The sequence below is a fragment of the Alteriqipengyuania halimionae genome (assembly GCF_009827575.1).
GTDB classification, from domain to species: Bacteria; Pseudomonadota; Alphaproteobacteria; order Sphingomonadales; family Sphingomonadaceae; genus Alteriqipengyuania_A; species Alteriqipengyuania_A halimionae.
Window position 1 is genome coordinate 368,610 of sequence record NZ_WTYR01000001.1, and the last position, 21,977, is coordinate 390,586.

At 60.3% G+C, this 21,977-nt stretch carries 21 protein-coding genes and 1 tRNA gene; 10 read left to right on the forward strand and 12 right to left on the reverse strand.

The window, feature by feature from the left end:
- Positions 1-30: 30 nt before the first annotated feature.
- The 5 genes from pnp (at position 31) to GRI68_RS01905 (ending at position 7,016) form a co-directional block, all read left to right on the forward strand.
- Positions 31-2,295, forward strand: coding sequence for a polyribonucleotide nucleotidyltransferase (gene pnp / locus GRI68_RS01885; RefSeq protein ID WP_160615441.1), 2,265 nt, complete (start codon positions 31-33; stop codon positions 2,293-2,295).
- 111 nt (positions 2,296-2,406) lie between these two features.
- Positions 2,407-3,450, forward strand: coding sequence for a sensor histidine kinase (locus GRI68_RS01890; RefSeq protein ID WP_160615442.1), 1,044 nt, complete (start codon positions 2,407-2,409; stop codon positions 3,448-3,450).
- A gap of 3 nt (positions 3,451-3,453) precedes the next feature.
- Positions 3,454-4,131, forward strand: coding sequence for a spermidine synthase family protein (locus GRI68_RS01895; protein WP_160615443.1), 678 nt, complete (start codon positions 3,454-3,456; stop codon positions 4,129-4,131).
- Positions 4,132-4,200: 69 nt separating this feature from the next.
- Entirely contained in the window at positions 4,201-6,336 is a 2,136-nt protein-coding gene (locus tag GRI68_RS01900) for a hypothetical protein (protein WP_160615444.1), read from the forward strand.
- Positions 6,336-7,016 (forward strand): DUF3142 domain-containing protein, encoded by a 681-nt coding sequence (locus tag GRI68_RS01905; protein ID WP_160615445.1) that lies wholly within the window; start codon positions 6,336-6,338, stop codon positions 7,014-7,016. The genes GRI68_RS01900 and GRI68_RS01905 overlap by 1 nt, the downstream gene beginning before the upstream one ends.
- 3 nt (positions 7,017-7,019) lie before the next feature.
- Here the strand turns inward: GRI68_RS01905 and GRI68_RS01910 are convergent, their stop codons facing one another.
- Together GRI68_RS01910 and GRI68_RS01915 are read right to left on the reverse strand one after the other, a co-directional pair.
- A complete protein-coding gene (locus GRI68_RS01910) occupies positions 7,020-7,553 on the reverse strand; it encodes a DUF1993 domain-containing protein (RefSeq protein ID WP_160615446.1) in 534 nt (177 codons plus the stop codon).
- A gap of 65 nt (positions 7,554-7,618) precedes the next feature.
- Positions 7,619-8,329: a GcrA family cell cycle regulator gene (locus tag GRI68_RS01915; RefSeq protein ID WP_160615447.1), complete on the reverse strand. Its 711-nt coding sequence runs from the start codon at positions 8,327-8,329 to the stop codon at positions 7,619-7,621.
- 76 nt (positions 8,330-8,405) lie between these two features.
- Between GRI68_RS01915 and GRI68_RS01920 the strand changes: the two genes are divergently transcribed.
- A complete protein-coding gene (locus tag GRI68_RS01920) occupies positions 8,406-9,284 on the forward strand; it encodes an ABC transporter permease (RefSeq protein WP_160615448.1) in 879 nt (292 codons plus the stop codon).
- A 33-nt stretch (positions 9,285-9,317) separates the two neighbouring features.
- On the opposite strand, the gene hspQ is transcribed toward GRI68_RS01920, so the two are convergent.
- On the reverse strand, positions 9,318-9,701 hold the full coding sequence (hspQ, locus tag GRI68_RS01925; RefSeq protein WP_160615449.1) for a heat shock protein HspQ: 384 nt from the start codon (positions 9,699-9,701) through the stop codon (positions 9,318-9,320).
- Positions 9,702-9,868: 167 nt separating this feature from the next.
- Here hspQ and GRI68_RS01930 point away from each other — a divergent pair.
- A tRNA-Ser gene (locus tag GRI68_RS01930) sits at positions 9,869-9,958 on the forward strand.
- Positions 9,959-10,112: 154 nt separating this feature from the next.
- Here GRI68_RS01930 and GRI68_RS13700 read toward each other — a convergent pair.
- The 8 genes from GRI68_RS13700 to GRI68_RS01965 all read right to left on the reverse strand — a co-directional run bounded on the left by GRI68_RS13700 (position 10,113) and on the right by GRI68_RS01965 (position 14,730).
- Positions 10,113-10,358 (reverse strand): hypothetical protein, encoded by a 246-nt coding sequence (locus GRI68_RS13700; protein WP_234028684.1) that lies wholly within the window; start codon positions 10,356-10,358, stop codon positions 10,113-10,115.
- A gap of 244 nt (positions 10,359-10,602) precedes the next feature.
- On the reverse strand, positions 10,603-10,740 hold the full coding sequence (locus GRI68_RS13590; protein ID WP_199799694.1) for a hypothetical protein: 138 nt from the start codon (positions 10,738-10,740) through the stop codon (positions 10,603-10,605).
- 259 nt (positions 10,741-10,999) lie between these two features.
- Entirely contained in the window at positions 11,000-11,308 is a 309-nt protein-coding gene (locus tag GRI68_RS01940; protein ID WP_160615450.1) for a hypothetical protein, read from the reverse strand.
- Positions 11,309-12,361, reverse strand: coding sequence for an RHS repeat-associated core domain-containing protein (locus tag GRI68_RS01945; RefSeq protein ID WP_199799695.1), 1,053 nt, complete (start codon positions 12,359-12,361; stop codon positions 11,309-11,311). It abuts the gene before it with no gap.
- Positions 12,362-12,711: 350 nt separating this feature from the next.
- Positions 12,712-13,071, reverse strand: a complete 360-nt coding sequence (locus GRI68_RS01950) for a tetratricopeptide repeat protein (RefSeq protein ID WP_160615451.1) — start codon at positions 13,069-13,071, stop codon at positions 12,712-12,714.
- A gap of 10 nt (positions 13,072-13,081) precedes the next feature.
- Positions 13,082-13,978, reverse strand: coding sequence for an RHS repeat-associated core domain-containing protein (locus GRI68_RS01955; protein ID WP_325063740.1), 897 nt, complete (start codon positions 13,976-13,978; stop codon positions 13,082-13,084).
- Positions 13,979-14,056: 78 nt separating this feature from the next.
- The gene (locus GRI68_RS01960; RefSeq protein ID WP_160615452.1) at positions 14,057-14,341 is read right to left on the reverse strand and encodes a hypothetical protein; all 285 of its coding nucleotides are present in this window, start codon (positions 14,339-14,341) and stop codon (positions 14,057-14,059) included.
- Positions 14,338-14,730 carry a lipid II-degrading bacteriocin gene (locus GRI68_RS01965; RefSeq protein WP_160615453.1) on the reverse strand — a complete coding sequence of 131 codons (393 nt, stop codon included), beginning with the start codon at positions 14,728-14,730 and terminating at the stop codon, positions 14,338-14,340. The genes GRI68_RS01960 and GRI68_RS01965 overlap by 4 nt, the downstream gene beginning before the upstream one ends.
- An 82-nt stretch (positions 14,731-14,812) precedes the next feature.
- Between GRI68_RS01965 and GRI68_RS01970 the strand changes: the two genes are divergently transcribed.
- Positions 14,813-15,529 carry an IS6 family transposase gene (locus tag GRI68_RS01970; protein WP_160615454.1) on the forward strand — a complete coding sequence of 239 codons (717 nt, stop codon included), beginning with the start codon at positions 14,813-14,815 and terminating at the stop codon, positions 15,527-15,529.
- Positions 15,530-15,702: 173 nt separating this feature from the next.
- On the opposite strand, the gene GRI68_RS01975 is transcribed toward GRI68_RS01970, so the two are convergent.
- Entirely contained in the window at positions 15,703-16,611 is a 909-nt protein-coding gene (locus tag GRI68_RS01975) for a LysR family transcriptional regulator (RefSeq protein WP_160615455.1), read from the reverse strand.
- Positions 16,612-16,776: 165 nt separating this feature from the next.
- Between GRI68_RS01975 and GRI68_RS01980 the strand changes: the two genes are divergently transcribed.
- A complete protein-coding gene (locus GRI68_RS01980; RefSeq protein WP_160615456.1) occupies positions 16,777-19,782 on the forward strand; it encodes a TonB-dependent receptor plug domain-containing protein in 3,006 nt (1,001 codons plus the stop codon).
- A 111-nt stretch (positions 19,783-19,893) separates the two neighbouring features.
- On the forward strand, positions 19,894-21,834 hold the full coding sequence (locus GRI68_RS01985) for a S9 family peptidase (RefSeq protein ID WP_160615457.1): 1,941 nt from the start codon (positions 19,894-19,896) through the stop codon (positions 21,832-21,834).
- Positions 21,835-21,977: the final 143 nt, after the last annotated feature.

Consider the following 21,977-nt stretch of genomic DNA (forward strand, 5'->3'; position numbering starts at 1 on the left):
TCAGGCGCGGCGGGTCATTTAGGAAAATACATGTTCGACAAGAAAACCGTATCGATCGAGTGGGGCGGAAAAACCCTCACCCTCGAAACCGGCCAGATCGCCCGTCAGGCAGACGGCGCCGTTTTGGCCACCTATGGCGAAACCGTGGTGCTGTGCGCCGTGACCGCCGCCAAGAGTGTTCGCGAAGGGCAGGACTTCTTCCCGCTGACCGTCCACTACCAAGAAAAATTCTCCGCTGCGGGCCGTATCCCGGGCGGCTTCTTCAAGCGCGAAGGTCGCGCCACGGAGAAGGAAACGCTGACCTCGCGCCTGATCGACCGCCCCGTGCGGCCGCTCTTCCCCGAAGGTTTCTACAACGAAATCAACGTGATCTGCCAAGTCCTGTCGTATGATGGCGAGACCGAGCCCGATATCGTTGCGATGATCGCCGCCTCGGCTGCGCTGACCATCTCGGGCGTGCCCTTCATGGGCCCGATCGGCGGCGCACGCGTCGGATTCCGCAATGGCGAATATGAACTGAACCCGTCGCTCTCGTCTGCACTTGATGAAGAAGGTCGTCTCGACCTCGTCGTCGCCGCAACGCAGGACGCGGTGATGATGGTCGAATCCGAAGCCAAGGAGCTGACCGAAGAGGAAATGCTCGGCGCCGTCATGTTCGCGCATGATGAAAGCCGCAAGGTCATCGGTGCGATCATCGATCTGGCCGAGCAGGCTGCCAAGGATCCTTGGGATATCGACCAGTCGGACGATACCTCGGCGATCAAGGAAAAGCTGCGCGGTATCGTCGGTGACGACATCGCCGCTGCTTACAGGCTGACCGACAAGTCGGCCCGCTCGGATGCGCTCAACGACGCGCGCGCCAAGGCCAAGGAAGCCTTCGCCGACGATGAGCCGCAGACGCAGATGGTCGCCAACAAGGCGGTCAAGAAGCTGGAAGCGGAAATCGTTCGCGGTGCCATCCTAAAGGACGGCCAGCGCATCGACGGTCGCAAGCTCGATCAGGTTCGCCCGATCGAAGCGATGGTCGGCCTGCTGCCCCGCACCCACGGTTCGGCGCTGTTCACGCGTGGTGAGACGCAGGCGATCTGCACCACCACGCTGGGCACCAAGGATGCCGAGCAGATGATCGACGGCCTCGAGGGCCTGAGCTACTCGCCCTTCATGCTGCACTACAACTTCCCGCCCTATTCGGTCGGCGAAGTGGGCCGCTTCGGCTTCACCAGCCGCCGCGAAACCGGTCACGGTAAGCTCGCATGGCGTGCGCTGCACCCTGTGCTGCCGAACCACGAGGACTTCCCGTACACGATCCGCATCCTGTCGGACATCACCGAGTCCAACGGCTCGTCCTCGATGGCGACCGTGTGCGGTGGCTGTCTGTCGATGATGGATGCCGGCGTTCCGATCGATCGTCCGGTCTCGGGCATCGCGATGGGCCTGATCCTCGAAGGCGACGACTTCGCCGTCCTGTCGGACATCCTGGGTGACGAAGATCACCTCGGCGACATGGACTTCAAGGTCGCCGGTTCGGAGAATGGCATCACCTCGCTCCAGATGGACATCAAGGTTGCCGGGATTACCAAGGAAATCATGGGCAAGGCGCTGGAACAGGCGAAAGCCGGCCGTGCGCACATCCTGGGTGAAATGACCAAGGCGCTGGGCTCGGCCCGCACCGAGGTTTCCGAGCATGCTCCGCGCATCGTCACCATGGAAATCGACAAGTCGAAGATCCGTGACGTGATCGGCACGGGCGGCAAGGTCATCCGCGAAATCGTCGCAGAAACCGGTGCCAAGGTCGACATCGACGACGAAGGGATCATCAAGATCTCGTCCTCCGACAATAGCCAGATCGAAGCCGCCAAGGCCTGGATCGAAGGCATCGTCGAGGAAGCCGAAGTCGGCAAGATCTACACCGGCAAGGTCGTCAACATCGTCGATTTCGGTGCGTTCGTGAACTTCATGGGTGGCAAGGACGGCCTCGTCCACGTCTCCGAAATGAAGGAAGAGCGTGTCGACAAGCCGACCGACGTCGTGTCGGAAGGCCAGGAAGTGAAGGTCAAGGTTCTCGAGATCGACCAGCGCGGCAAGGTCCGCCTGTCGATGCGCGTCGTGGACCAGGAAACCGGCGAAGAGCTCGAGGACACCCGCCCGCCGCGCGAATCGCGTGGTGGCAGTGACCGTCGCGGGCCGCGCGGCAGCCGCGATCGCAATCCCGATCGTGGCGGACGCCGCGGCGATCGCGACGGCGGCGGCAAAAGCGGTGGCGAAGGCCACGTTCCGGACTTCCTGAAGGACTGATCCTTCGGCGAATACGAATAGGAGAGGGCCGCGGCGTTAGCGTCGCGGCCCTTTTTCTTTGCGGTTGAACGATTTCCTTGCCAGACGCCGCGGTTGAAGGATGAAACGACGATGAATTCGAAGAAGGGTTTGCGGGGGCTTGTCGGTCGGTTGCCGATCGCACGGAATCGACCCTGGATAGGCTACGGCGCGGCACTGGCGCTGACGCTTGTCGCTTGGTTCGTCCGCTACGAAATCGGGAACGACCTGCCCCCCGGCTTTCCCTACGTCACTTTCTTTCCGGCGGTCATTTTCGCCGCATTCTTTTTCGGCGCGCGCGCCGGGAGCCTGGCGGCGGTATTGTGCGGGTTGCTGGCGTGGTATTTTTTCATCGCTCCGTTTGAAAGCTTCGCACTTAGCTTCAATTCGACGGTCGCCCTGGCCTTCTATGCCTTCATCGTCACGGTCGATATTTCGCTGATCCACTGGATGCAGAGCGCCAACGGTGCGCTCGACGAGGAGCGCCGCCATTCGCTGGCGCTGAAGGAAAACACCGAAGTATTGTTCAGCGAGCTGCAGCACCGGGTCGGCAACAACCTCCAGATGGTCGGCTCGCTGATCGCCCTGCAGAAGAACCGCCTGACCGACGAAAGCGCACGCGACGCACTCGACGAAGCATCGCGCCGGCTCGGGCTGGTCGGGCGCATCCAGCGCCAGCTTTACGATCCCAAGGGCGCGCAGGTGAGCCTGGCTGCCTATATTGACCAGATCTGCCGTGACGTGATCGCCGCGTCCGGGCGCGAGGGGATCGATTACGAATTCACCGCGCAGGCCGACACCGTGCTGCCCCCCGACAAGGCGATCCCCACCGCACTGGTCGTTGCCGAAGCGCTGAGCAACGCGATCGAGCACGGCTTCGGTTCGGCCGACGCCGGACAGGTGGTGGTCACCGTCGCGCCGCACGAGCACGGGATGGAAGTGATCATCGGCGATAACGGGAAGGGGCTGCCGACAGGCTTCGACCTTGCCAAGTCCGAAAGCCTGGGGCTGAAGATTGCTCGCACGCTTGCGCAGTCGCTCGGCGGCGAATTTGCGATGGACGCCGGCCCGGTCGGGCAGGGCACCATCGCGCGCCTCCAGATCGCGACCGAATTTCCCGCCCCGCCGGAGACCTGAGACATGCTGCCGCGCGAGACCCTGGCCACCGCCCGCATCCCCGATGGCGAGGAATTGACGCTCGTTTCGCACGGGCGCGATTTCATCATCATGCTCGGCCGCGACGAGCTGATGGGCACGCGGATGCAGTTCTCCGAAGAACAACTCGCGGTGCTGACGCTGGCCGAGCTCGGTGCGAAGGCTCCGCGCGTGTTGATCGGCGGTTATGGTATGGGCTTCACCTATCGCGCCGCGTTAGGTGCCGTGGGCGATAGCGGCGAAGTGGTGGTCGCCGAGATCGTGCCGGAAATTCTCGATTGGGCGAGAGGACCGCTTTCCTCTCTCACCGGTGATAGCCTCGACCATCCGCGTGGAGAGGTGGTGTTATGCGACGTCGCAGCGCTGATCGACGATGCCAATGATGGCACCACCGGTAAGTTCGATGCGATCCTGCTAGATGTCGATAACGGGCCCGACGGGATCGTGCGCGATCCCAATGACCGCCTCTACACCCGCACGGGTTTGGCCAAGGCGCGCGAGGCGCTCAACCCCGGCGGAATCCTGTCGGTGTGGTCTGCCGCCCCCGATCACAAGTTTACACGGCGGCTGAAGGATGCCGGCTTTCACGTGGACGTGCGTGAAGTGCGGGCGAGGCCCAACAATAAGGGTCCGCGCCACACGCTCTGGTTCGCGCGCAAATAGGCCTTCACTCTGGCGTCGAAGGGCAAATCTCCCTAGCCTCCCCGCAAAGCAATCCGGCGCGAGGGGACGATGGCCAAACGTATACAGGGGCAGCTCATAGGTGCTGCGGCGATCGCTACCGGTTTGCTGGCAGCGACACCTGTAAGCGCAAGCAGCGATATGGGCTGCTACTTCTCCGTCTCGCTCGAAAACGCGACTTCGACGTGCAGCAACACCGCTGCGATCGCGCCGGGCAACGATAGCCGGGTCAATCTCATCCTGCTGATCCGTGATGCGCGCGGCCTCCGGCCGATGCCGACAAGCCGCCCGGAGCCGGGGCCGTGGAGCGAGTTCGATTCGACCCATTTCGGCCTCGACGATATCTGGCAGGCCTATTGGCCACGCAAGGAGGAAGAGGACGGGGATAGATACGGGGCGTTTGGCGGTTCGCGCTGCCAGAGCCTGGAAAGCGGCACCGCCGCGTTCACTTCGGCACTCGAGGCGGCAGGGGGCGTACTTGCACCGGTCCAACGCTCACTCATCAAAGGTCGCGACGCGCTTGGTGCGACCTGCGCTGCCGACGCCAGGGCGGGCCGCGCAGGGCTGGAATTCTATGTGCCATCGCGGGGCGTTGCCAATGCGTTCTATCGTTACCTCGTGGCGTCGAACGCGTTCTACGCCGGAGAGTGGAACCTGGCGCGGCGCGCCTATCGCAGCCTGACGAAGTCCGACGATCCGTGGGTGCGCGAAACCGCGCTCTATATGCTCGGACGCGTCGACATCAATGCAGCGCAGGATGGCGCCTTCGGCCAATGGGGTGATTTCCTGGGGGCGGCCAAGGCCAACACTGCCGAAGCCGAGCGGGCGGGGCGGTTGTTCGACCTCTATCTCTCGGCCTATCCGGACGGCCGCTATGCGAAATCGGCGCGCGGCCTGAAACGACGCGGCATGTGGCTGGCGGGCCAGCGCAAGGCGCTTACGCATACTTATGCCGAGGCGATGGCAACGCTCGATCCGGCCAGCAGCGATTTCTCCCGTATGCTCGACGAGATCGATAATATCGTTCTGCGGGATGGCGAGATGGTAGAGGCGTTGGTCGATCCGTTGCTCCTGGCCACGCGCGATCTCATGCGGATGCGGCGTTTCCCGGGCTCGGAGAGCGATGAGGGAGACGATCTGATCTCCACTGCCGTGCTCGCCGCGCAAGCGCCGCTCTTCGAGGGGCGGCGAGAGCTCTTCACCTTTCTCCAGGCCAATCACGCCTATTACGTCGCGCGCGATGATGGTCGCGTGCTCGAGCTCATTCCCGATGCCGCGCGGCCGGACAGCTACGATGCGCTTGCATTCAGCCGACAGGTTCTGCGCGGACAGGCGCTCGCTCGGCGTGGAGATCGCAACGAGGCTGCCTTCTGGCGCGACCTCATCAACGGGGCCGAGCCGGTGTATCAACGACCGCTGGCTGAACTTGGCCTCGCACTGAACTACGAACGTAACGGACAGCTCGACAAGGTCTTCGCCGCCAGATCGCCGATCACCGATAGCTTCATCCGCACGACTTTGCTGCGCGATAGCGCCGGACCGGAGATCCTGCGCGCAGCGGTCCGCGATGCCAGTTTGCCAGCGTCGGAACGACGCACTGCGCTCAGAGCACTTCTATGGAAGGATCTTTCTCGCGGCCATTACGCCGCATTCGTCGCCGACCATGAACTGCTGCAAGGGTTCGCGAAGGACGCGCCGTTCGACGAGGAAACGTATACCGGGGAGCGCTATCCGTTGGACGAGTTTCGCTCTGGAAGATGGTCGGAAGAGTATGAATGTCCGGCCATCGTGACAACCGCTGCCACGCTAGCGCGCAATCCTAACGATGTTCACGCAATGCTCTGCCTCGGCGATTTCTATCGCCTCAACGGCTTCGTGATGGATGCAGGCCGTTATGAAAACAGCCCGCCAGGCGCACCGCGCGAACTCGGTGACGGGCCGGACGCTTTTCCGGGCGCGCTTATCCCGCGCCAGGCGCTGTACCAGCAGGTGATCGCCCATCGCTCCGCCAAGTCCGCGGACCGAGCCTATGCGCTGTATCGCGCTGTGCGCTGCTATGCGCCGACCGGCAGTAACGATTGCGGCGGCAAGGACGTTGCACAGAGCCAACGCAGGGCCTGGTTCCACGAACTCAAGACACGGTATACGGACAGTCGATGGGCCAGAGAGCTCAAATACTATTGGTAATGTGGGCAGTGCTCGGGCTCGCGGCCTGCGAGGCGCAAGAGCCCCGTACGCTCGAACCCGACAGCTACTTCCTGTGGGCTGGCGTTCCGCCACCGCTACGTCTCGAAAGCGCGCAAAGCGTCTATGTTTTGGCGGGGGAAGTGCGCAGGGACAGCCCCGATGATCTCGTAATGCTACGCGAGCCGCCGCGCGTGGCCGGCCCGAAGATATGGCTGGTCGTGCGCGCCGAGACGCTCGATTGGGGCGAGAACGTCTATCGCCGCCTCGACCAGGAGATCGCGCGTTGGAGCCGGAGCAGCAATCTGGTTGGGATACAAATCGATTTCGATTCGGGCACGAAGAGACTTGATCGCTACGGCGATTTCCTGCGCACCTTCCGCCGTGACCATCTCCCAGAGGGCTATCGCCTATCGATCACGGGCTTGCTCGACTGGAGCGCGCACGGCGATCCCGCTGCACTGGCTGATCTGGCCGACACAATCGATGAGGTCGTCGTGCAGACCTATCAAGGAAGACGCACGATCCCGGATTATGAGCGCTATCTCGCCAGCCTCAAGGATTTGTCGCTCCCCTACAGGATCGGCGTGGTCGAGGATGGCGAATGGATCGCGCCGGGCTGGCTTGTCGAAGATCCGGACTATCTCGGAACGGTGATTTTCCTCACGCGCGCCGCGAACTAGCCTTCACCCCTCGAACATCGGCCCGGCCGGATTGCCCATGTAATCGCGCTTCGACAGCGGCACGCCCTTCATCCGCAGGATGTCGTAGAAGGTCGTCGCGTGGAACTGGAAATTGGGCATATTGAAGCCCAGCAGGAAGCGTTCGCCTGGCAGAGTAAAACGTGTCTCACCGCCAAGTACGAAATTCACCTCGCGATTGGCGATCGCATCGATCTCCTGCGGAGTCGCTGCGGCGAGCCTCTCTTCGGCATCAGCAATCAAACTGCGCATTTCGTCCCAGCTTTCCGGGATCGCGGTAAAGTCCGGCGTGAACGCTCCGTCGGCCAGCTGGTCGAGCGCATACGCGCTGTGCATCCAGCATGCGCGGATATGCCAGGGTAGCGGCCACATATCGTCGGCCAATCTTGCTTCGAGCAGGTTGGCGTCCGTGCAGTCGCTCGAAGCGACCAGTTCTTCCGCCTTGGCGATCACGCCGGGCAATGCGCCGAGCAATTGGCGAAGCGTAGGAACGATGGCGTCGTAGAGGGTGAAGGACATGGCTCTCTCCCAGAAAAAAAGGGCCCGCCGATCTGCACCGGCAGGCCACTAAATACCGTCTAGGCTCAGCGCACCCGTGGGCCGCCGAACGGCAGCGGGGGCGGGGGCCGGCGCGCGCCACGCGGCAGCTGCGCCTGATAGGCCCGACCGCAGTGCTCGACGCAATAGGGGAAGCCCGGGTTCACCTTGGTCCCGCAGAAATGGAAGTCGGGCTCGCCGGGATGGCCCATCGGCCAGCGGCAGATGCGATCGTTCAAGTCGAGCAATGTCGTCTTGTCGGCGATTTCAGGGCTCGGCTTGGCCGGAACGCGGCGGCGGGGCGGGGCTGGCGGGATCGGTGCCTGCTGGTCGCCCGGACCCTGGCGCAGGAAGCCGCCGGGGCCGTAGGATACGATCTTGGGCAGGTCGGGCGCTCGATTGGGGATTGGCTGCGATTGGCCGCCCTCGGTTGGCTTCGCGGTAATCGGGGCCGGAGTGGGCACGGGGGCAGGGGCCGGCACGGGATCGGGTTTGGGCGGCTGCTTGGTCGTGGGCGCAGCCTTCTTCGCCGGAGCCGCCTTCTTGGCTGCTGGCTTGGCGGCCGCCTTCTTCTTGGCAGGCTTGTCGTTTGCCTTGACCGGCGAGGGGCGCGACTTGAGGCCAAGGCGGTGTGCCTTGCCGATCACCGCATTGCGCGACACGCCGCCCAGTTCGTCGGCGATCTGCGAGGCGGTCGATCCGCCCTCCCACATCTTCTTGAGCGTGGCGATGCGTTCGTCGGTCCAACTGACTGCCATGAAAATCCCATATCCTGCGCTGCGCGATCGGGCGCGCAGCTTGTGTTCGTCTCGGCGCGCGGTTAGTCGCGTGCCTATGTCCTCCCAATCCGCGACAACCCAGCCGGTTTCCGTCGATCGACCAGAAGCGGCACAAGCTGCATTTCCCGAGCGGGGAGTCCCGCAGATCGGCCGGGTGAACCGGCGCGGTCTGTGGACGCTCTATATGAAGGAGGTGCGCCGTTTCTTCAAGGTGCAGACGCAGACGATCTGGGCCCCGGCGCTCACGACCCTGCTGTTCCTCGTGATCTTCACCGTGGCGTTCGGCCGATCGGACCGCGAAATCCTCGGTGTGAACTTCGCCACCTTCGTTGCCCCCGGCCTGATCGCGATGGGGATGATGAACAACGCCTTCGCCAATTCGAGCTTCGGTCTGCTGGTAGGCAAGATCCAGGGCACGATCGTCGATTACATGATGCCGCCGTTGTCCGAGGCCGAGATGATGGTCGCGATCGTGGGCGCGGCGATGACGCGCGCGGTTCTGGTTGGCGGCGCTGTTGCACTGGCGATGGCGTTCTATCCCGGCGTCGAGCTATCGGCCGAACACCCGTGGGCAATCGCCTGGTTCGGGCTGATGGGCGCGCTGATGCTGAGCCTTGCCGGCCTGATCACGAGCATGTGGGCCGAGAAGTTCGACCATAACGCGGCGGTGACCAATTTCATCATCTCGCCGATGACGCTGCTGTCGGGCACGTTCTACACGATCCACAATCTCTCGCCGCTGTTCCAGGGGATCAGCCGCGCGAACCCGTTCTTTTACGTAATCTCGGGCTTCCGCTATGGCTTCCTCGGGCAGAGCGATATCGGCGACGCCGCGCATGTTCTGTGGGCTTCGCTGGGCCTGCTCGCGTTCAATGCGGTGCTGGGTTACGTGACCTATCGCCTGCTCAAGAGCGGTTGGAAGATCCGCTCCTGATCGGCCGATGCTTGGATCCGCGATGACGTCTGATCAGTGCGTCATCGAACGGCGCAGGCGATATCGGCTGCCCGTGAATTCTTCGAAGATTTCGGCGACATTGGGATGGTCCACCGGGCCGCTGTCGCCATCGAAGACCAGATTCTGCTGGCTGACATAGGCGACGTAGCTGCTGTCCTCGTTCTCGGCGAGGAGATGGTAGAACGGCTGGTCCTTGTCCGGACGAATGTTCTCGGGGATCGCCTCGTACCATTCGTCGCTATTGGCGAAGACGGGATCGATATCGAACACAACCCCGCGAAAATCGAACAGGCGATGGCGCAGGACGTCACCGATGGCGTAGCGGGAGGCATTGCGCATCGGGGCGTCGACACTGCGACCGGCCTGGGGCGAGAAGAAGATGGAACGACCACTCATGGGGGCGAATATAGGAACGGGCCTGCCGCCCTACAATGAAGCCGGTCGGCCCATCCCCCGAAAAGCGGCATTCCGGCGCAAAACGGGGTTGGCAAGCAGGCCGCCTTGGGCTAACCGCGCCGCTTCGTTCGACCGGGCGCTTTCGCGCTTCAGGCAGAGCCCTTCGCGGAGAGGTGGCAGAGAGGTCGAATGCGCCGCACTCGAAATGCGGTGTGCGGGAAACCGTACCGTGGGTTCGAATCCCACCCTCTCCGCCACCGGCTCTGAGCGAAGTATGGCACAGTCAGCGCCACCCTCCGTCGGCCAGGAATATCCGCCTCCACGCGAGGACTTGTCTCCGGCACAAGAACGCAGCGGCGCCTCGCTCCGTCGCGATTGAAGGCAGAAATTCAGCTGAAAGGTACGTAAACACTAATCGACTTTCGGTTTCGGCCCGCGTTTGCCGGGGAGGAGAGGGAGGCCCGTTCTTGCGGCCATATCCTCCAGCCATTCCTGCGAGCCGATCGGGCGCCCGAGCGTTTCGGCCTTTCTCAGCGCAGCATAGGTGAGTGCCTCGTCGAAATCCTTTCCCAGGAATGCCCTGAAGTCGCCGGCCCGCTCGAGCGCAGGCGCGGTGCGCACGACACGATCGTCGGTTTCCGCGAAATGCGCGCGCACGCTGGACCATGGCCAATCGTGCGCGCACCGGATTGAGCGCGACATACCGCAGCGCGGCGCAAAGATGCTGCTCGTCCATCGCTACCGATGAGAACCTACCCTGCCACAAGTGCCCGGTTACCCGCAGCCTTGCGTTTATATAGCCGGTGTAGTGGCGGTGGACATGGCGGAAGGTGCGGCCCAGCCCGTCTTCATCGCGCGGCACCGCGATGATGTGCACATGATTGGGCAAAAGGCAGTAGGATCAAATCTGCACACCGTATCGCTCGCCCGCGTCAGCCAGGAGATCGAGATAGAGTGCGTAGTCGCCTTCCTCGAAGAAGGTTTTTTCGCGCCGGTTGCCTCGCTGGGTGACATGGTGCGGGACGCCGGGGGGAACCATTCGTGGGAGACGAGGCATTGCCGAAGAATATCCCGGCGCAGCCGAAAGTCAATTTAGGGGTTTACGCACCTGTCACCGTAATTCGTTTCTGCCGACAGCGGTGTATTCGTTCTGATTGTTCGCCGTACAGTTCGTCCTTCGCCGCGAATTAGGTATTGTGTCCCCGGAATTTTCATGTCCCCGGAATTTTCAATGCCCGAGAACTATATTTCAAAATCTAACAGACTATTTTGCATAGCCGCTCACCTAAGATCGAAATCTAAGGGTGCCCACCCCTCGATTTTGCAAGTTCGTGAAATCGAGAACAATCTACTGCTCCTATTCCAAAAATTTCCAAAAAACGTGATTTTATAGTTGAGGCAATTTTTTGCTGCCCTGAACTGTAGTTATTTGGATTGCTATCGTCAGAAATCATTGCCCACTCTGTAAATTGGCGTGCAGTCATCGTCCCTGAGGTCGGGATAATATGCAATACATTTATATGGTCCCCACGTTCAGAACGTCCGGTTAGCCCCTGCGTTACAAATACCTCATCCAAAAGTTTTTCGACCTGTATATACTCCATCATTTATCGCCTCATTGCATCCCTATAGCGCCGTCGGCCTTCAAGCTTTTCTAAAAGAGATTTTTCCAATTTTATTCGCATCACATGGCGTTCTCTATCTCCATCGTTAGGGTCTCGCCCGCTCTTTCTCTTCTTGGCATCCGCATTTCGTAGCTCCTCATATCTAACCTCAAGGCTGTGTTCGAGATCGTCGATCGCATCATCTAGTTCCCTGTTCCCGATATCGTCGACGGACGGCAAATCTCCTGCGATCCGACCCTTTCCTTTCCAGTCGTCCCACAAACCCTTCGACTTGGGATCATCCCACTTCTTTACAGCTGATGCCCAAGCCAATAGTGCTTTAACAGCTCTGTATCCTTTGACTCCGCAATCGACCCCAATGATAACTGCGCCAACCGCATCCCCAACGGGGACAGGCCCATCGGCTACTGCAACAGTTGCCGCCGTTGCTGCAGCTCTTGCCGAGCATTTCCCCGTCGGATCCACCGCATTCACCGGATCATTCCCGACATAGGCGTAGAGGTTGGTCCCATCCTCATAGCCGATGGGATCGGTCTGCAGGAACCGGCCCAGGCGAGGCGAGTAGATGCGGGCCTTGTAGTAGCTCATGCCGAGCTCTTCGAGCCACACCTGACCGGTATACTGGAACCGGCCCACATTGGTCGCGGCGGGCTGGCCGTACTCGTCGTAGCTGTTGACGCGGGGCGAGTTGTTGCCCGGTGTCGCGGTGTAGACGATCGAGCCTCGCGGATCGGCATACAGGTACCGTGCATAGCCCAGCCCCACATATGGGCTTTCATAGCTCACCAGCGGATCGTCCACCCCCTGCGCCGGTCCGTGAAGATGACGCGCGATCACGGCTCCCGCTGCGTCGAACTCGGCTACCAGCGCATCGCCGTCGTAGAGGAACCGCCTGGGCCCCTGGCTCACCCCGTTTACGAATTTGGTCACTTCGTGCAGGCGCCCCATCGGATCGTAGCGTAGCTGTGCCTTCAGCTGGCCGGCATAAGAGAGCGAGGTGCAGGTTCCCCCTGCTGGCGCGCGCATCTCAACCATGCGGTTTTCGACATCGTAGAGATAGACGTGTTGCCCCTCGGCGGTGAGATTGCCGTTGGCATCGTGAGAGCTCGTCCTTCGGAGCGAAGCCCGTCCAGCTATAGGCGTCGTTCGACTGCGTCTCGGTGAGGATCTGGCTCGCCGCATTACGGGTGTAGCCCCAGCTCACCGCCTGCGCGCCACCCCAGCCGCTCGTCGCGAGGCGACCGATCTCATCATAGATGAAGGACTGATCCGGCGCGGATCTCTGAAGGCGTGTGGGCCCGAAACTTAATTTGGTGGTTTACGCACCTGTCAGCGTAATTCCTGAAATTAGGCTGCGTATTTTATCGTGCTCGTGAGCTACGCACTCATAAATTTTTAAAGCGCGCTAGTTTTTCTAAATATATTTCGGATGTAGATACACTCATATATCGCTCTAACTCATCAAGCGCCAAATTCATCTTTTTATCATCCACCAGTAAGTTATAAAGATGAAGAGACGCCATCTCAGACTTTGGATACTGTTCTATAGCCTTCCTGTAATAGCTTTCGGCAATTTGATACCGTCCTAATTTTTCGTACGATTTTCCAAGAGCAACAATAAAATAAATATCTTCGTTATTCTTATCATACAAACGTTTTCTTATCGACAGCGCGCCAAAGTCGTCTCCAGCATCCTCCTTTTCAAAGGATAAATTGTACAGAAATTGATCATCTTCGTTCTTCATTGGGCGTGCATCAGTCCTCATCATCCTCTTTCGGCAACTCGCTACGACGCAAAGCCGTATCCGCTCGTTGTCGAGACTTACTCGTGTCATCTATGATCGAACCGCTCTTTCCTCTAAGATATCTGCCCCGCTCGGCTTCAAGCTCTTGATATTGCTGTTCTGCATCATGTTCACGGGTGAAGCGGCGACCTAGTTCACGAGCCCTTCTAACGACCTCACGTCCGGTCTCTCCATATTCAGTCGGATCGATCGTGACTTTGTCAACTGCCCTCAGCACCGTTTTACCAGCCTCTACGAGGGTGACAGTCGCATCAGCCATTGCATCTGCTCCTTCACTCAATGTGTTGGCTCCCGACTCCAAAACATCTCCCGCACCATCAACGGCTCCATCAAATTTATCCTGCAGTTTCTTAGCTTGGCGGGCAAGCCAGCCCTCCTCTTCAGGATCTTCCGTTATTAACCCCGTCGGATCCACCCTATTTACCGGATCATTCCCGACATAGGCATATAGGTTGCACTGATCCTCATATCCGATCGGATCGACCTGCAGGAACCGGCCCAGCTTGGGCGAGTAGACGCGGGCCTTGTAATAATAGAGTTCCGCCTCCTCCAGCCAGGCCTGGCCGGTGTAATGGAACCGGCCCTGATTGGTCGAACCGTTGATCCCGAACTCGTCATAGGTGTTGAGTGCCACCGCGCCGCCATAGCGATCAGCCACCAGAGCGATCGAGCCGCGCTCGTCGGAATAGAGATTGCGCCGGTTTACCTCCGACACGCCGCTGCCGGTGTACCATACCAGCGGATCGTCGGCATCGGCATTGGTGCCGTGGATGTAGCGATCGAGCATCGTGCCGCTCGCATTGTATTCGGCGATCATCGCATTGCCGTCATAGGCGAAGTTGTTCACCGCGCGCCCCGGTTGTGCAATAAATCTGCAGAACGGGACCTAATACACCTCCATAGACCTAGATTTCTATTCGTAATATCAGTGCGAAGAGCAGTCGCCGTATATTTTTAATGTTACCAATTCATTATTATTTAACTCAAAAAAAACATCGGCGTGATCGCGTAAGGAACCTGAGTTTAAAGAAATTCGCGCTATTTTTGCGGGCTTATTGAACGATGGATTAGTCGCCTTAGATTCTTCGTATCTAGCAAGGGCGATTTCTTCCGCTCGCTCAACCGTGATATTCGCACATTCCGAAGATTCCGCTCCACACCCCGTGGCGGCAAAAATTAGAAGTGTTAGCGCGATCAGCTTGAGTCTCATGGCACTTCCCATGCTCTGATTGTCTGCGAACCATAAAAATCGATTCTGTAATCCTTGCCACCAAAAACCCTTTGGGCTGCACCAAGTGCATTGTTAATTGAGTTACCCACTATACCTCTGGATGGATCATTCGGATAATCTTGGATGTCCGCGCCTCGTGCGGTAACGGTTCCTGAAAGCTCCCAGCGGCCATTCTCACTGATGGCGACCGTTCCCGCCACATCCAGCGGTATCCGGCCGACACCTCCTTGTGTGCTGAAGGAAGTTTCACCGAAGGTAACCCCATTTCTGATATCATTTGCAGTAAATGGCTGGGCTTTACCAGTCTCCTGAGCTGCCTTGATCGCCTTTCCGAGCTTGCTATCAGGATTGGCTGCGATCTTTTGCAACGCACTTCCCAGATCTCCAATAGGTTCTGTCAGACCAAATGCACCGGCTAGCGAAACACGCGTGATCAGCTAGGGCTAGGCCATGCCCAGACCTCGCAAGCCGGCCAGTCCGTTCCGCTATTTCAACTCCTCGCCTGAGATCATCCGCCTGGTCGTGATGATGTATGTCCGCTTTCCGCTGAGCCTGCGGAATGTCGAGGATCTGCTCGCCGAGCGCGGGATCGATATCTGCCATGAGACGGTGCGGCATTGGTGGAACCGGTTCGGTCCGCTGTTTGCGGCTGATGTACGGCGTCAGCGGGTGAACCGGATGAGGGGCTTTCGGCAGTGGATGTGGCACCTCGACGAGGTCTATGTGAAGATCAACGGTGAGATGCATTACCTGTGGCGCGCGGTCGACCAGGAGGGCGAGATCCTCGAGAGCTACGTTACCAAAACGCGCGACAAGAAGGCCCCGCTTCGGTTTATGAAGAAGGCGCTAAAGCGCCACGGCTCGCCCGCTGAGATAACGACCGACGGCCTACGCTCGTATAAGGCTGCAATGAGCGAGCTCGGCAATGCCGAGAAGCAGGAGATGGGGCGGTGGCTCAATAACAGAGTGGAGAACAGCCACCTGCCGTTTCGGCGAAGAGAGCGGGCGATGCTCAGGTTCCGAAAAATGAAGTCGTTACAAAAGTTCGCTTCGGTCCATTCCAACGTCCACAATCACTTCAACTCAGAACGCCATTTGATCGACCGACGGACCTACAAGACCCGCCGCTCGACCGCACTGGCTGAGTGGCTAAACCTGCTGGCCTGAGAAATTGTCGGGTAAGGGATAGCTGCGTCGACCGGAGACAAGTTGCGATTAGACTGACAGCACCGCCATGGGCTGTTCTGTCCGTACCAATGCTCTCGCTTTCAAGATCAGGGCACGCACGGTTGCGCGGGGCGATGCGCATGCTGGTCATCGGCCGATGAACGAACAGTCGCTCACTCTTCGGCGTCGGCAGCGTCCCAGATGCGTTTCACCACCGGCCTGGTGTTGTTGCGCGACCTGAACAGCTTGATCTCGAATTCGGTCTGCCAGGGGCCGGCAATGCGGCGCAGGTCTGGGTTTATGCCATGAGCGATGACAGTCGACTCAGGCAGCCAGGCGATCCCGAGGCCGAATGAGACAGCTGTCCGCACGCTTTCGGCCAGAGTGGCCCGGTATCGGGTTTCAAGGCGCGAGCGAAACGGCGCATCCTGAATGAGCTCCTTCACGAGATACGACATCATCGCCGTGCCGGAATAGCCGACATAGGGGATCGGAGGGCCGTCCGGGCTTTCGAGTTGCGGATCTTCGATGCTGCTATGGGCATAGGGGACGAGCCGGTCACGCCCGATCACCTTTTGCTCGAACGCATCGGTGTCGATCTCTTCCGAATCCGAGGGGAGCGCATAGCTGATGAAAAAATCGGTCCGTTGCTCGCTCAAGGAGGAAAGATACTCCTCCACCGTGCGGGTCTCTGCGACGACCGAGACTGGGAACGCTCCGATCCTCCGACTGAGCCTCGAAACGAGCGAGGGCACGAAATACAGCGCCAGCGTGTGAAGTGAAGCGATGGTGACTTCGTCCTGCGACTCCCGCGAGAGCGCCTCTGCCGAGAGGCGGGCGTCGTAAGCTTGGGAGATGATATCGTGCGCAGCGGCGACGAATTCCGTCCCGGCGTCGGTCAGGCGAATGGGGTGCCGTGAACGGTCCAGCAGTTCGGCTCCGGCCCACAATTCGAGAGATTTGATGCGGCGGCTGAGGGCGGATTGGGTGATGTGCCGCCGCTCCGCCGCGCGTGCAAAGTGTCCCTCATCGGCAACACAAACGAGGTCTTCGAGCCATCTGAGGTGCATAAGCCTCCCCATTATCAGCGTCTTGCATTTTTGTCATCGCCCATCGCAAATTTCGAATTTGCGCCCCGCAAACCGACCCGGCCTTAAGGCGCGAAACGGAATTACAAGCAGAGGCGCGTCTAGCGCTCGAATATTTCGTTCAACGCCAGATTATCGATCAAGACCAAGGGGGGTCGAATGAAGAACAAGTTGCTCATCACGTCGTGCACAGGAGCGCTGGCGCTCGCCATGCTGCCATCCGCTGCCATCGCCCAGGATGCCGGTCCGGAGGAAGATCCGGTCACGGCACCGGCCACGGCCGACCAGCAGGCGGAGCCGGAAGACAATGTGATCACGGTGACCGGCTCGCGCATCCGGCGCTCGAACGCCACCGCAGCCATTCCTCTCCAGATTTTCGACCGCGCTACCATCGATGAAAGCGGTACGGTCGATCTGGCAGAGATCGTCGCGGAAATTCCGGGCGTGGATTCCGATATTTCCCCCGAAACCAGCAACACCAGTGTCCAGAATTCGGGCATCAGCACGATCAATCTGCGCCGTCTGGGCAGCAACCGGACGCTGACGCTGATCGATGGCCGCCGCGCCATCTCCAATGCAGGCAATGGCGAACGCGTCAGCCTGAACACGATCCCGGCTGGCTTCGTGCAATCGATCGAAGTGACCACCGGCGGCGCGTCTGCAATCTATGGCTCGGACGCGATCGCCGGTGTCGTCAACATCATCCTGAAAGACGACTTCGACGGGTTCGACGCCAATTTGCGCTACGCCAAACCGGAGCGTTCGGGCGAACAGGAATTCCTCGTCGATCTGGCGTGGGGCCGCAATTTCGACGAAGGGCGCGGCAACATCATGGTCGGCTTCAGCTATGAGCATGAGGACCCGATTTACGCCGATGCCACCCGTCCGGATTCGATCCGTGCCGTTTCCTGGGGCAAGCCCAGCGACATCGGCGGCTTCAACGATGAAACGCTAATCCCAGGCTGCGAGGACCCGGACTCCTATTGCCTTACGCCGAGCCTGAGTTCGTATCTGCCGGGCGGGCGCTTCGAGTCCGACGACGCATGGAATATCGGCGGTGTCTGGTACAACGACAAATCGCTGCTGCCGGACGACGGACGCACATCGTCGGAGTCGTTCGAAAGCAACGTCGATGGTTATAATTATCGTCCCGGACAGACGCTTTCGCCCGAATATGAAATGCTGTCGTCCGCGCTTCAGCTGCGTTACGATTTGACACCCGGAATCACGTTCGATGCGGGGGTGATGTATACCTTCATCAACACCGTTGCGCGCAGCTCGTCGGAATCGGCGATCTACGGTGACACCTATGCCGTGCTCGATGCGAACGGGAATGCACAGTATGATGCCAACAACAATCTTATCGAAGCCGAGCTACCGCAAATTGCTTCGAACCACCCGTTCATTCCGCCCGAAGTCGAAGAGACCCGATCCGGTTCAGTGAGCTGGTACCGCCGGTTCATTGAACTCGGCTGGGATATCAAGGACAACGACCGGGAAACGGTGCGGACCAATTTCGCACTTTCGGGCGATGCCTGGGGCGACTGGCAGTGGAATGTCGGGGGCACCTTCGGCACCTACAACCAGCATCAGCGGGACAAGAACGAAATCGATTTGCAGCGCCTTGCGAATGCACTCGAGGTGACGACGATCGGCGGTAAGGTGGTCTGTGCCAGCGAGGCTGCGCGCGCCGAGGGCTGTGTGCCGATCAATATCTTCGGCGAAGGTTCGATCACCGACGCGATGGCCAACTACATTCGCTACGATGCGAATCTGCGACAGAAGCGCGAGCAGACGACGGGCCTCGCCAGTGCAAACGGCACGCTGTTCGAGCTTCCGGCCGGGCCACTCAAGGCCGCTGCCGGCGTGGAATATCGCCACGAATACCAGCGCACCTGGGGGCAGGGCGGAGACAAGATCCTCCAGACGACCTCCACGGGCGTGCCCGATATCGAAGCGAGCTTCGACGTGGTCGAGGCATTTGCCGAGCTGGACATACCGATCTTCGAATCGCTGTCGCTCCAGCTTGCTGGCCGGATCGCCGACTATTCGACGGTTGGCACGGTCTACAGCTACAATGCCGGCGGCAGCTTCTTCCCGAGCCCGGACATCCGCTTCCGGGCGCAGTATTCGCGCTCTCAGCGTGCACCGACCCTGACCGAGTTCTTCTCCCCGCCGCGCGGTGACTATGACTCGCTCGAAGATCCGTGCAACGGCCTGCTGTCCGATGGTACGGGTATCACGCCGCCTCCCGGAAGCGATGCGAGTGCGACTACCATCGCAGCAAACTGTCTGGCGGAGCCCGGCGTTCAGGCCTATTTTGCCGACCCTGACAATGCGGGTCAGCCGTTCGATACCGGCGGTAGCGTCTATGGGCCGAACGCGGGCAATACGAACCTTCAGGAAGAGACGGCGGACACTTTCACCGCAGGTGTAATCCTGACGCCGCGTTTCATCCCCGGGCTGGCGCTGATCGTCGATTATTACGACATCAGGGTGAAGGACGCGATCGGATCGGTTTCGACCCAGCTTGCGACCGAGCTGTGCTACACGGCGGAGAATTTTCCGAACAACCGGTTCTGCGATACGATCACCCGGAACCCGGCGACCGGCGCAGTCCGCGAGGTCATCAACCAGGCCGAGAACCTCGATCAGTACAAGACCTCAGGTATCGACGCCACGCTGGCGTATGACTGGGAAATCGGCGGTATTCCGGGCGATTTCGATCTCAACGTGATCTACAGCCATTACCTTGAAGATTCGTACACGTTCCAGGCAATCGACGGTCTGCAGACCGAGGACACTCTCGGCCTCATCGGCAATCCGCAGGATGAATTCCGCGCCAAGATCGGCTGGGGCCACGAGGGCTTCCGTTTCACGTGGACGACGCTGTTCAAGAGCGGCGGTGTGGACGACAGGGATGTGGGCCCGGACGAACCCGCTTACTTCAGCATCGGTTCGCAGGCCTATCACAACATCTATGCAAGCTACACGCTGCGCCGACGTCCGACGGTTCGTCTCTATGCCGGGGTAAGCAACTTGTTCGACGATCTGGGGCCGTTCCTTCCCAGCGGCCTCGACAACGGTGGTAGCCGCAACATCACCACGTCGCTGAACGATCTCGACGGACGCGAATTCTACCTGGGCGCCCGTATCGTTTTCTGACGATCGAACGATGAGAGAGCCGGGCAAGCAGTTGTCCGGCTCTCTTCCTTTCCGGCCATTGGCCCCACAATCCCGACTTGCCATGGAGGTGCGCCCGCCGTGCGGTTGCCATTGCCCCAGTCCCTCGCCAGCCTGTCCATCGCCAGCCTGTTCCTCTTGGCCGCACCTGCAGGCGCGCAGGAACGACGCCAGTTCGGCGATCATCTCTATCTCGAAAACGTGCCTCAATCGGTGCTGTATGACGGGCGCGAGGTCGCCGGTCACATGCGCACCCAGAACAGCTATTCAGTGCGCGGCTGGACGCATGACGGTGAGGCCATGCTGTTTTCGTATCGCGGCGACCTTTATCGCCGGTCGAGCGTCAACGGCGAATACGTCAAACTGCTCGACCTGCCCGGACTCAGCCTGTCCAGCGCCAAGCCGGTCTCGGTCTGCGGGCGCGATGGTTATGTCTTCACCTCCGATCGCGATGGCGATGAATACAGCGCCGTCTACCTGACCGATGGTCGCTCCTTCGATGCGGACAAGGTGTCACCGGGTCGGTCGCGAAATGTCTCGGTCATCGTATCCGACACGCGCGACCAAATCGCTTACGCCAGCGCCGAGGCGGGCACCGGCGCGTGGCAATTGATAGTGCAATCAAGCTGCGCCGATGAAGCGCCGCAAGTGCTCAACCGTGGCAACGCACCCTTCTACCCCGACGATTTCAGCCCCGATGGCCGTTTCCTGCTAGCCGAGGGCCCGGCCGAGGATGGCTTCAAGCTCTCCGAGATCGACCTGGAAACCGGCGAAGAGAGGGTTCTTCTGCGTGCCGATGAAGACGTCAAAGACTCTGCCTATTCGGCGGACGGCCGCTACGTCTTTTTTACGAGCAACACCTATTCCGAATTCATCGAGCTCATGCGGTACGATCGTGAAACCGGTGATCTGATCCCGGTGCTGAGCGGCGTTGGCTACGACATCGACAACATTGCCGTTTCTCCCGATCGCAGCCGGATGGCGGTCTCGTACAACCGTGACGGTCTGTCGATGATCGTCGTGATCGACATGAACGGGCTGGCGCTGGTGGCCGGTCCGGCCGAGCGCTCGCCCGGCGTAGTCAGCGGCATGCGTTTTTCGCCCGATGGCGAGATGCTGGCGATGCGTGTGTCGCAGCCGGAAGTGCCGTGGCGTTCGGGCCTCTACGACTATCGCACCGGAGCGTTCGAGCCGTGGACGGGCGGTTTCAAGCCGAACCAGAAGATGACGTCGCTAGTGCCGGACCTGACCACCTACAAGACCTTCGATATGGACGGCGACGCGCCACGTCGCATCCCGCTGCTCGCCTATCGTCCCTCGACAGCCTCGGCCGAGAACCCCGCTCCGGTGGTGATCTTCGCGCATGGCGGCCCGGAATCGCAGTCGCGCCCCAGCTTCAGCCGCTTCTATCACTATATCGTGACCGAGATGGGCATCGCCGTGCTGCGGCCGAACATTCGCGGATCCGATGGCTACGGCAAGACCTTCGAGCAACTTGATGAAACGACCCGCCGGGCGGATGCGATCCGCGATATCGGCGCGTTGCTCGACTGGATCGAGGAGCAGCCCGATCTCGATGCGTCACGCGTAGTCGTTGCGGGCGGCTCTTACGGTGGATTCGTTTCGCTTGCCTCGCTGGTCGAATATTCGGATCGGCTGAGGGGCGGGATTTCGCGCTTCGGCGTCTCCGATTTCGCATCCTTCATGGCGAATACCGAGCCTTACCGGGTCGACAACCGGCGCCGCGAATATGGCGACGAGCGCGATCCCGAGGTCGCGGCGTTCTTCCAGAAAGTCTCGCCGATGCAGAATGCTGACCGGATCTCGGTGCCCGTCCTGTTCATCCAGGGCGGCAACGATCCGCGCGTCCCGCAGCAGCAGTCCGAGGACATGATCGCGGCGATCCGGGCCAATGGCGTGCGTGTGTCTTATGTGCTCGCCACCGACGAGGGGCACGGCTTCGACAAGAGCGAGAACAGCCGCATATCCACAGGGGCACAGATCGCCTTCCTGCGCGAGATGCTGCTCGACTGATCGGACATGAGCGGTGCGCCGTGGCCATCGGCAGGAAAGCTGCCACCAAACCGGCAGGCAGTCGGCCAGCGCCTACTGAAAACGATTCGCAATCGCATCAAGGCGCTGCTAGATGGGCGCTCCTATGTATGGTGCGGCATCGT

Coding starts and splice junctions, on each gene's coding strand:
- pnp (WP_160615441.1), top strand. CDS start 31: ATGTTCGACAAGAAAACCGTATCGATCGAGTGGGGCGGAAAAACCCTC.
- GRI68_RS01890 (WP_160615442.1), top strand. CDS start 2,407: ATGAATTCGAAGAAGGGTTTGCGGGGGCTTGTCGGTCGGTTGCCGATC.
- GRI68_RS01895 (WP_160615443.1), top strand. CDS start 3,454: ATGCTGCCGCGCGAGACCCTGGCCACCGCCCGCATCCCCGATGGCGAG.
- GRI68_RS01900 (WP_160615444.1), top strand. CDS start 4,201: ATGGCCAAACGTATACAGGGGCAGCTCATAGGTGCTGCGGCGATCGCT.
- GRI68_RS01905 (WP_160615445.1), top strand. CDS start 6,336: ATGTGGGCAGTGCTCGGGCTCGCGGCCTGCGAGGCGCAAGAGCCCCGT.
- GRI68_RS01910 (WP_160615446.1), bottom strand. CDS start 7,553: ATGTCCTTCACCCTCTACGACGCCATCGTTCCTACGCTTCGCCAATTG.
- GRI68_RS01915 (WP_160615447.1), bottom strand. CDS start 8,329: ATGGCAGTCAGTTGGACCGACGAACGCATCGCCACGCTCAAGAAGATG.
- GRI68_RS01920 (WP_160615448.1), top strand. CDS start 8,406: ATGTCCTCCCAATCCGCGACAACCCAGCCGGTTTCCGTCGATCGACCA.
- hspQ (WP_160615449.1), bottom strand. CDS start 9,701: ATGAGTGGTCGTTCCATCTTCTTCTCGCCCCAGGCCGGTCGCAGTGTC.
- GRI68_RS13590 (WP_199799694.1), bottom strand. CDS start 10,740: ATGGTTCCCCCCGGCGTCCCGCACCATGTCACCCAGCGAGGCAACCGG.
- GRI68_RS01940 (WP_160615450.1), bottom strand. CDS start 11,308: ATGATGGAGTATATACAGGTCGAAAAACTTTTGGATGAGGTATTTGTA.
- GRI68_RS01945 (WP_199799695.1), bottom strand. CDS start 12,361: ATGGTTGAGATGCGCGCGCCAGCAGGGGGAACCTGCACCTCGCTCTCT.
- GRI68_RS01950 (WP_160615451.1), bottom strand. CDS start 13,071: ATGAAGAACGAAGATGATCAATTTCTGTACAATTTATCCTTTGAAAAG.
- GRI68_RS01960 (WP_160615452.1), bottom strand. CDS start 14,341: ATGAGACTCAAGCTGATCGCGCTAACACTTCTAATTTTTGCCGCCACG.
- GRI68_RS01970 (WP_160615454.1), top strand. CDS start 14,813: ATGCCCAGACCTCGCAAGCCGGCCAGTCCGTTCCGCTATTTCAACTCC.
- GRI68_RS01975 (WP_160615455.1), bottom strand. CDS start 16,611: ATGGGGAGGCTTATGCACCTCAGATGGCTCGAAGACCTCGTTTGTGTT.
- GRI68_RS01980 (WP_160615456.1), top strand. CDS start 16,777: ATGAAGAACAAGTTGCTCATCACGTCGTGCACAGGAGCGCTGGCGCTC.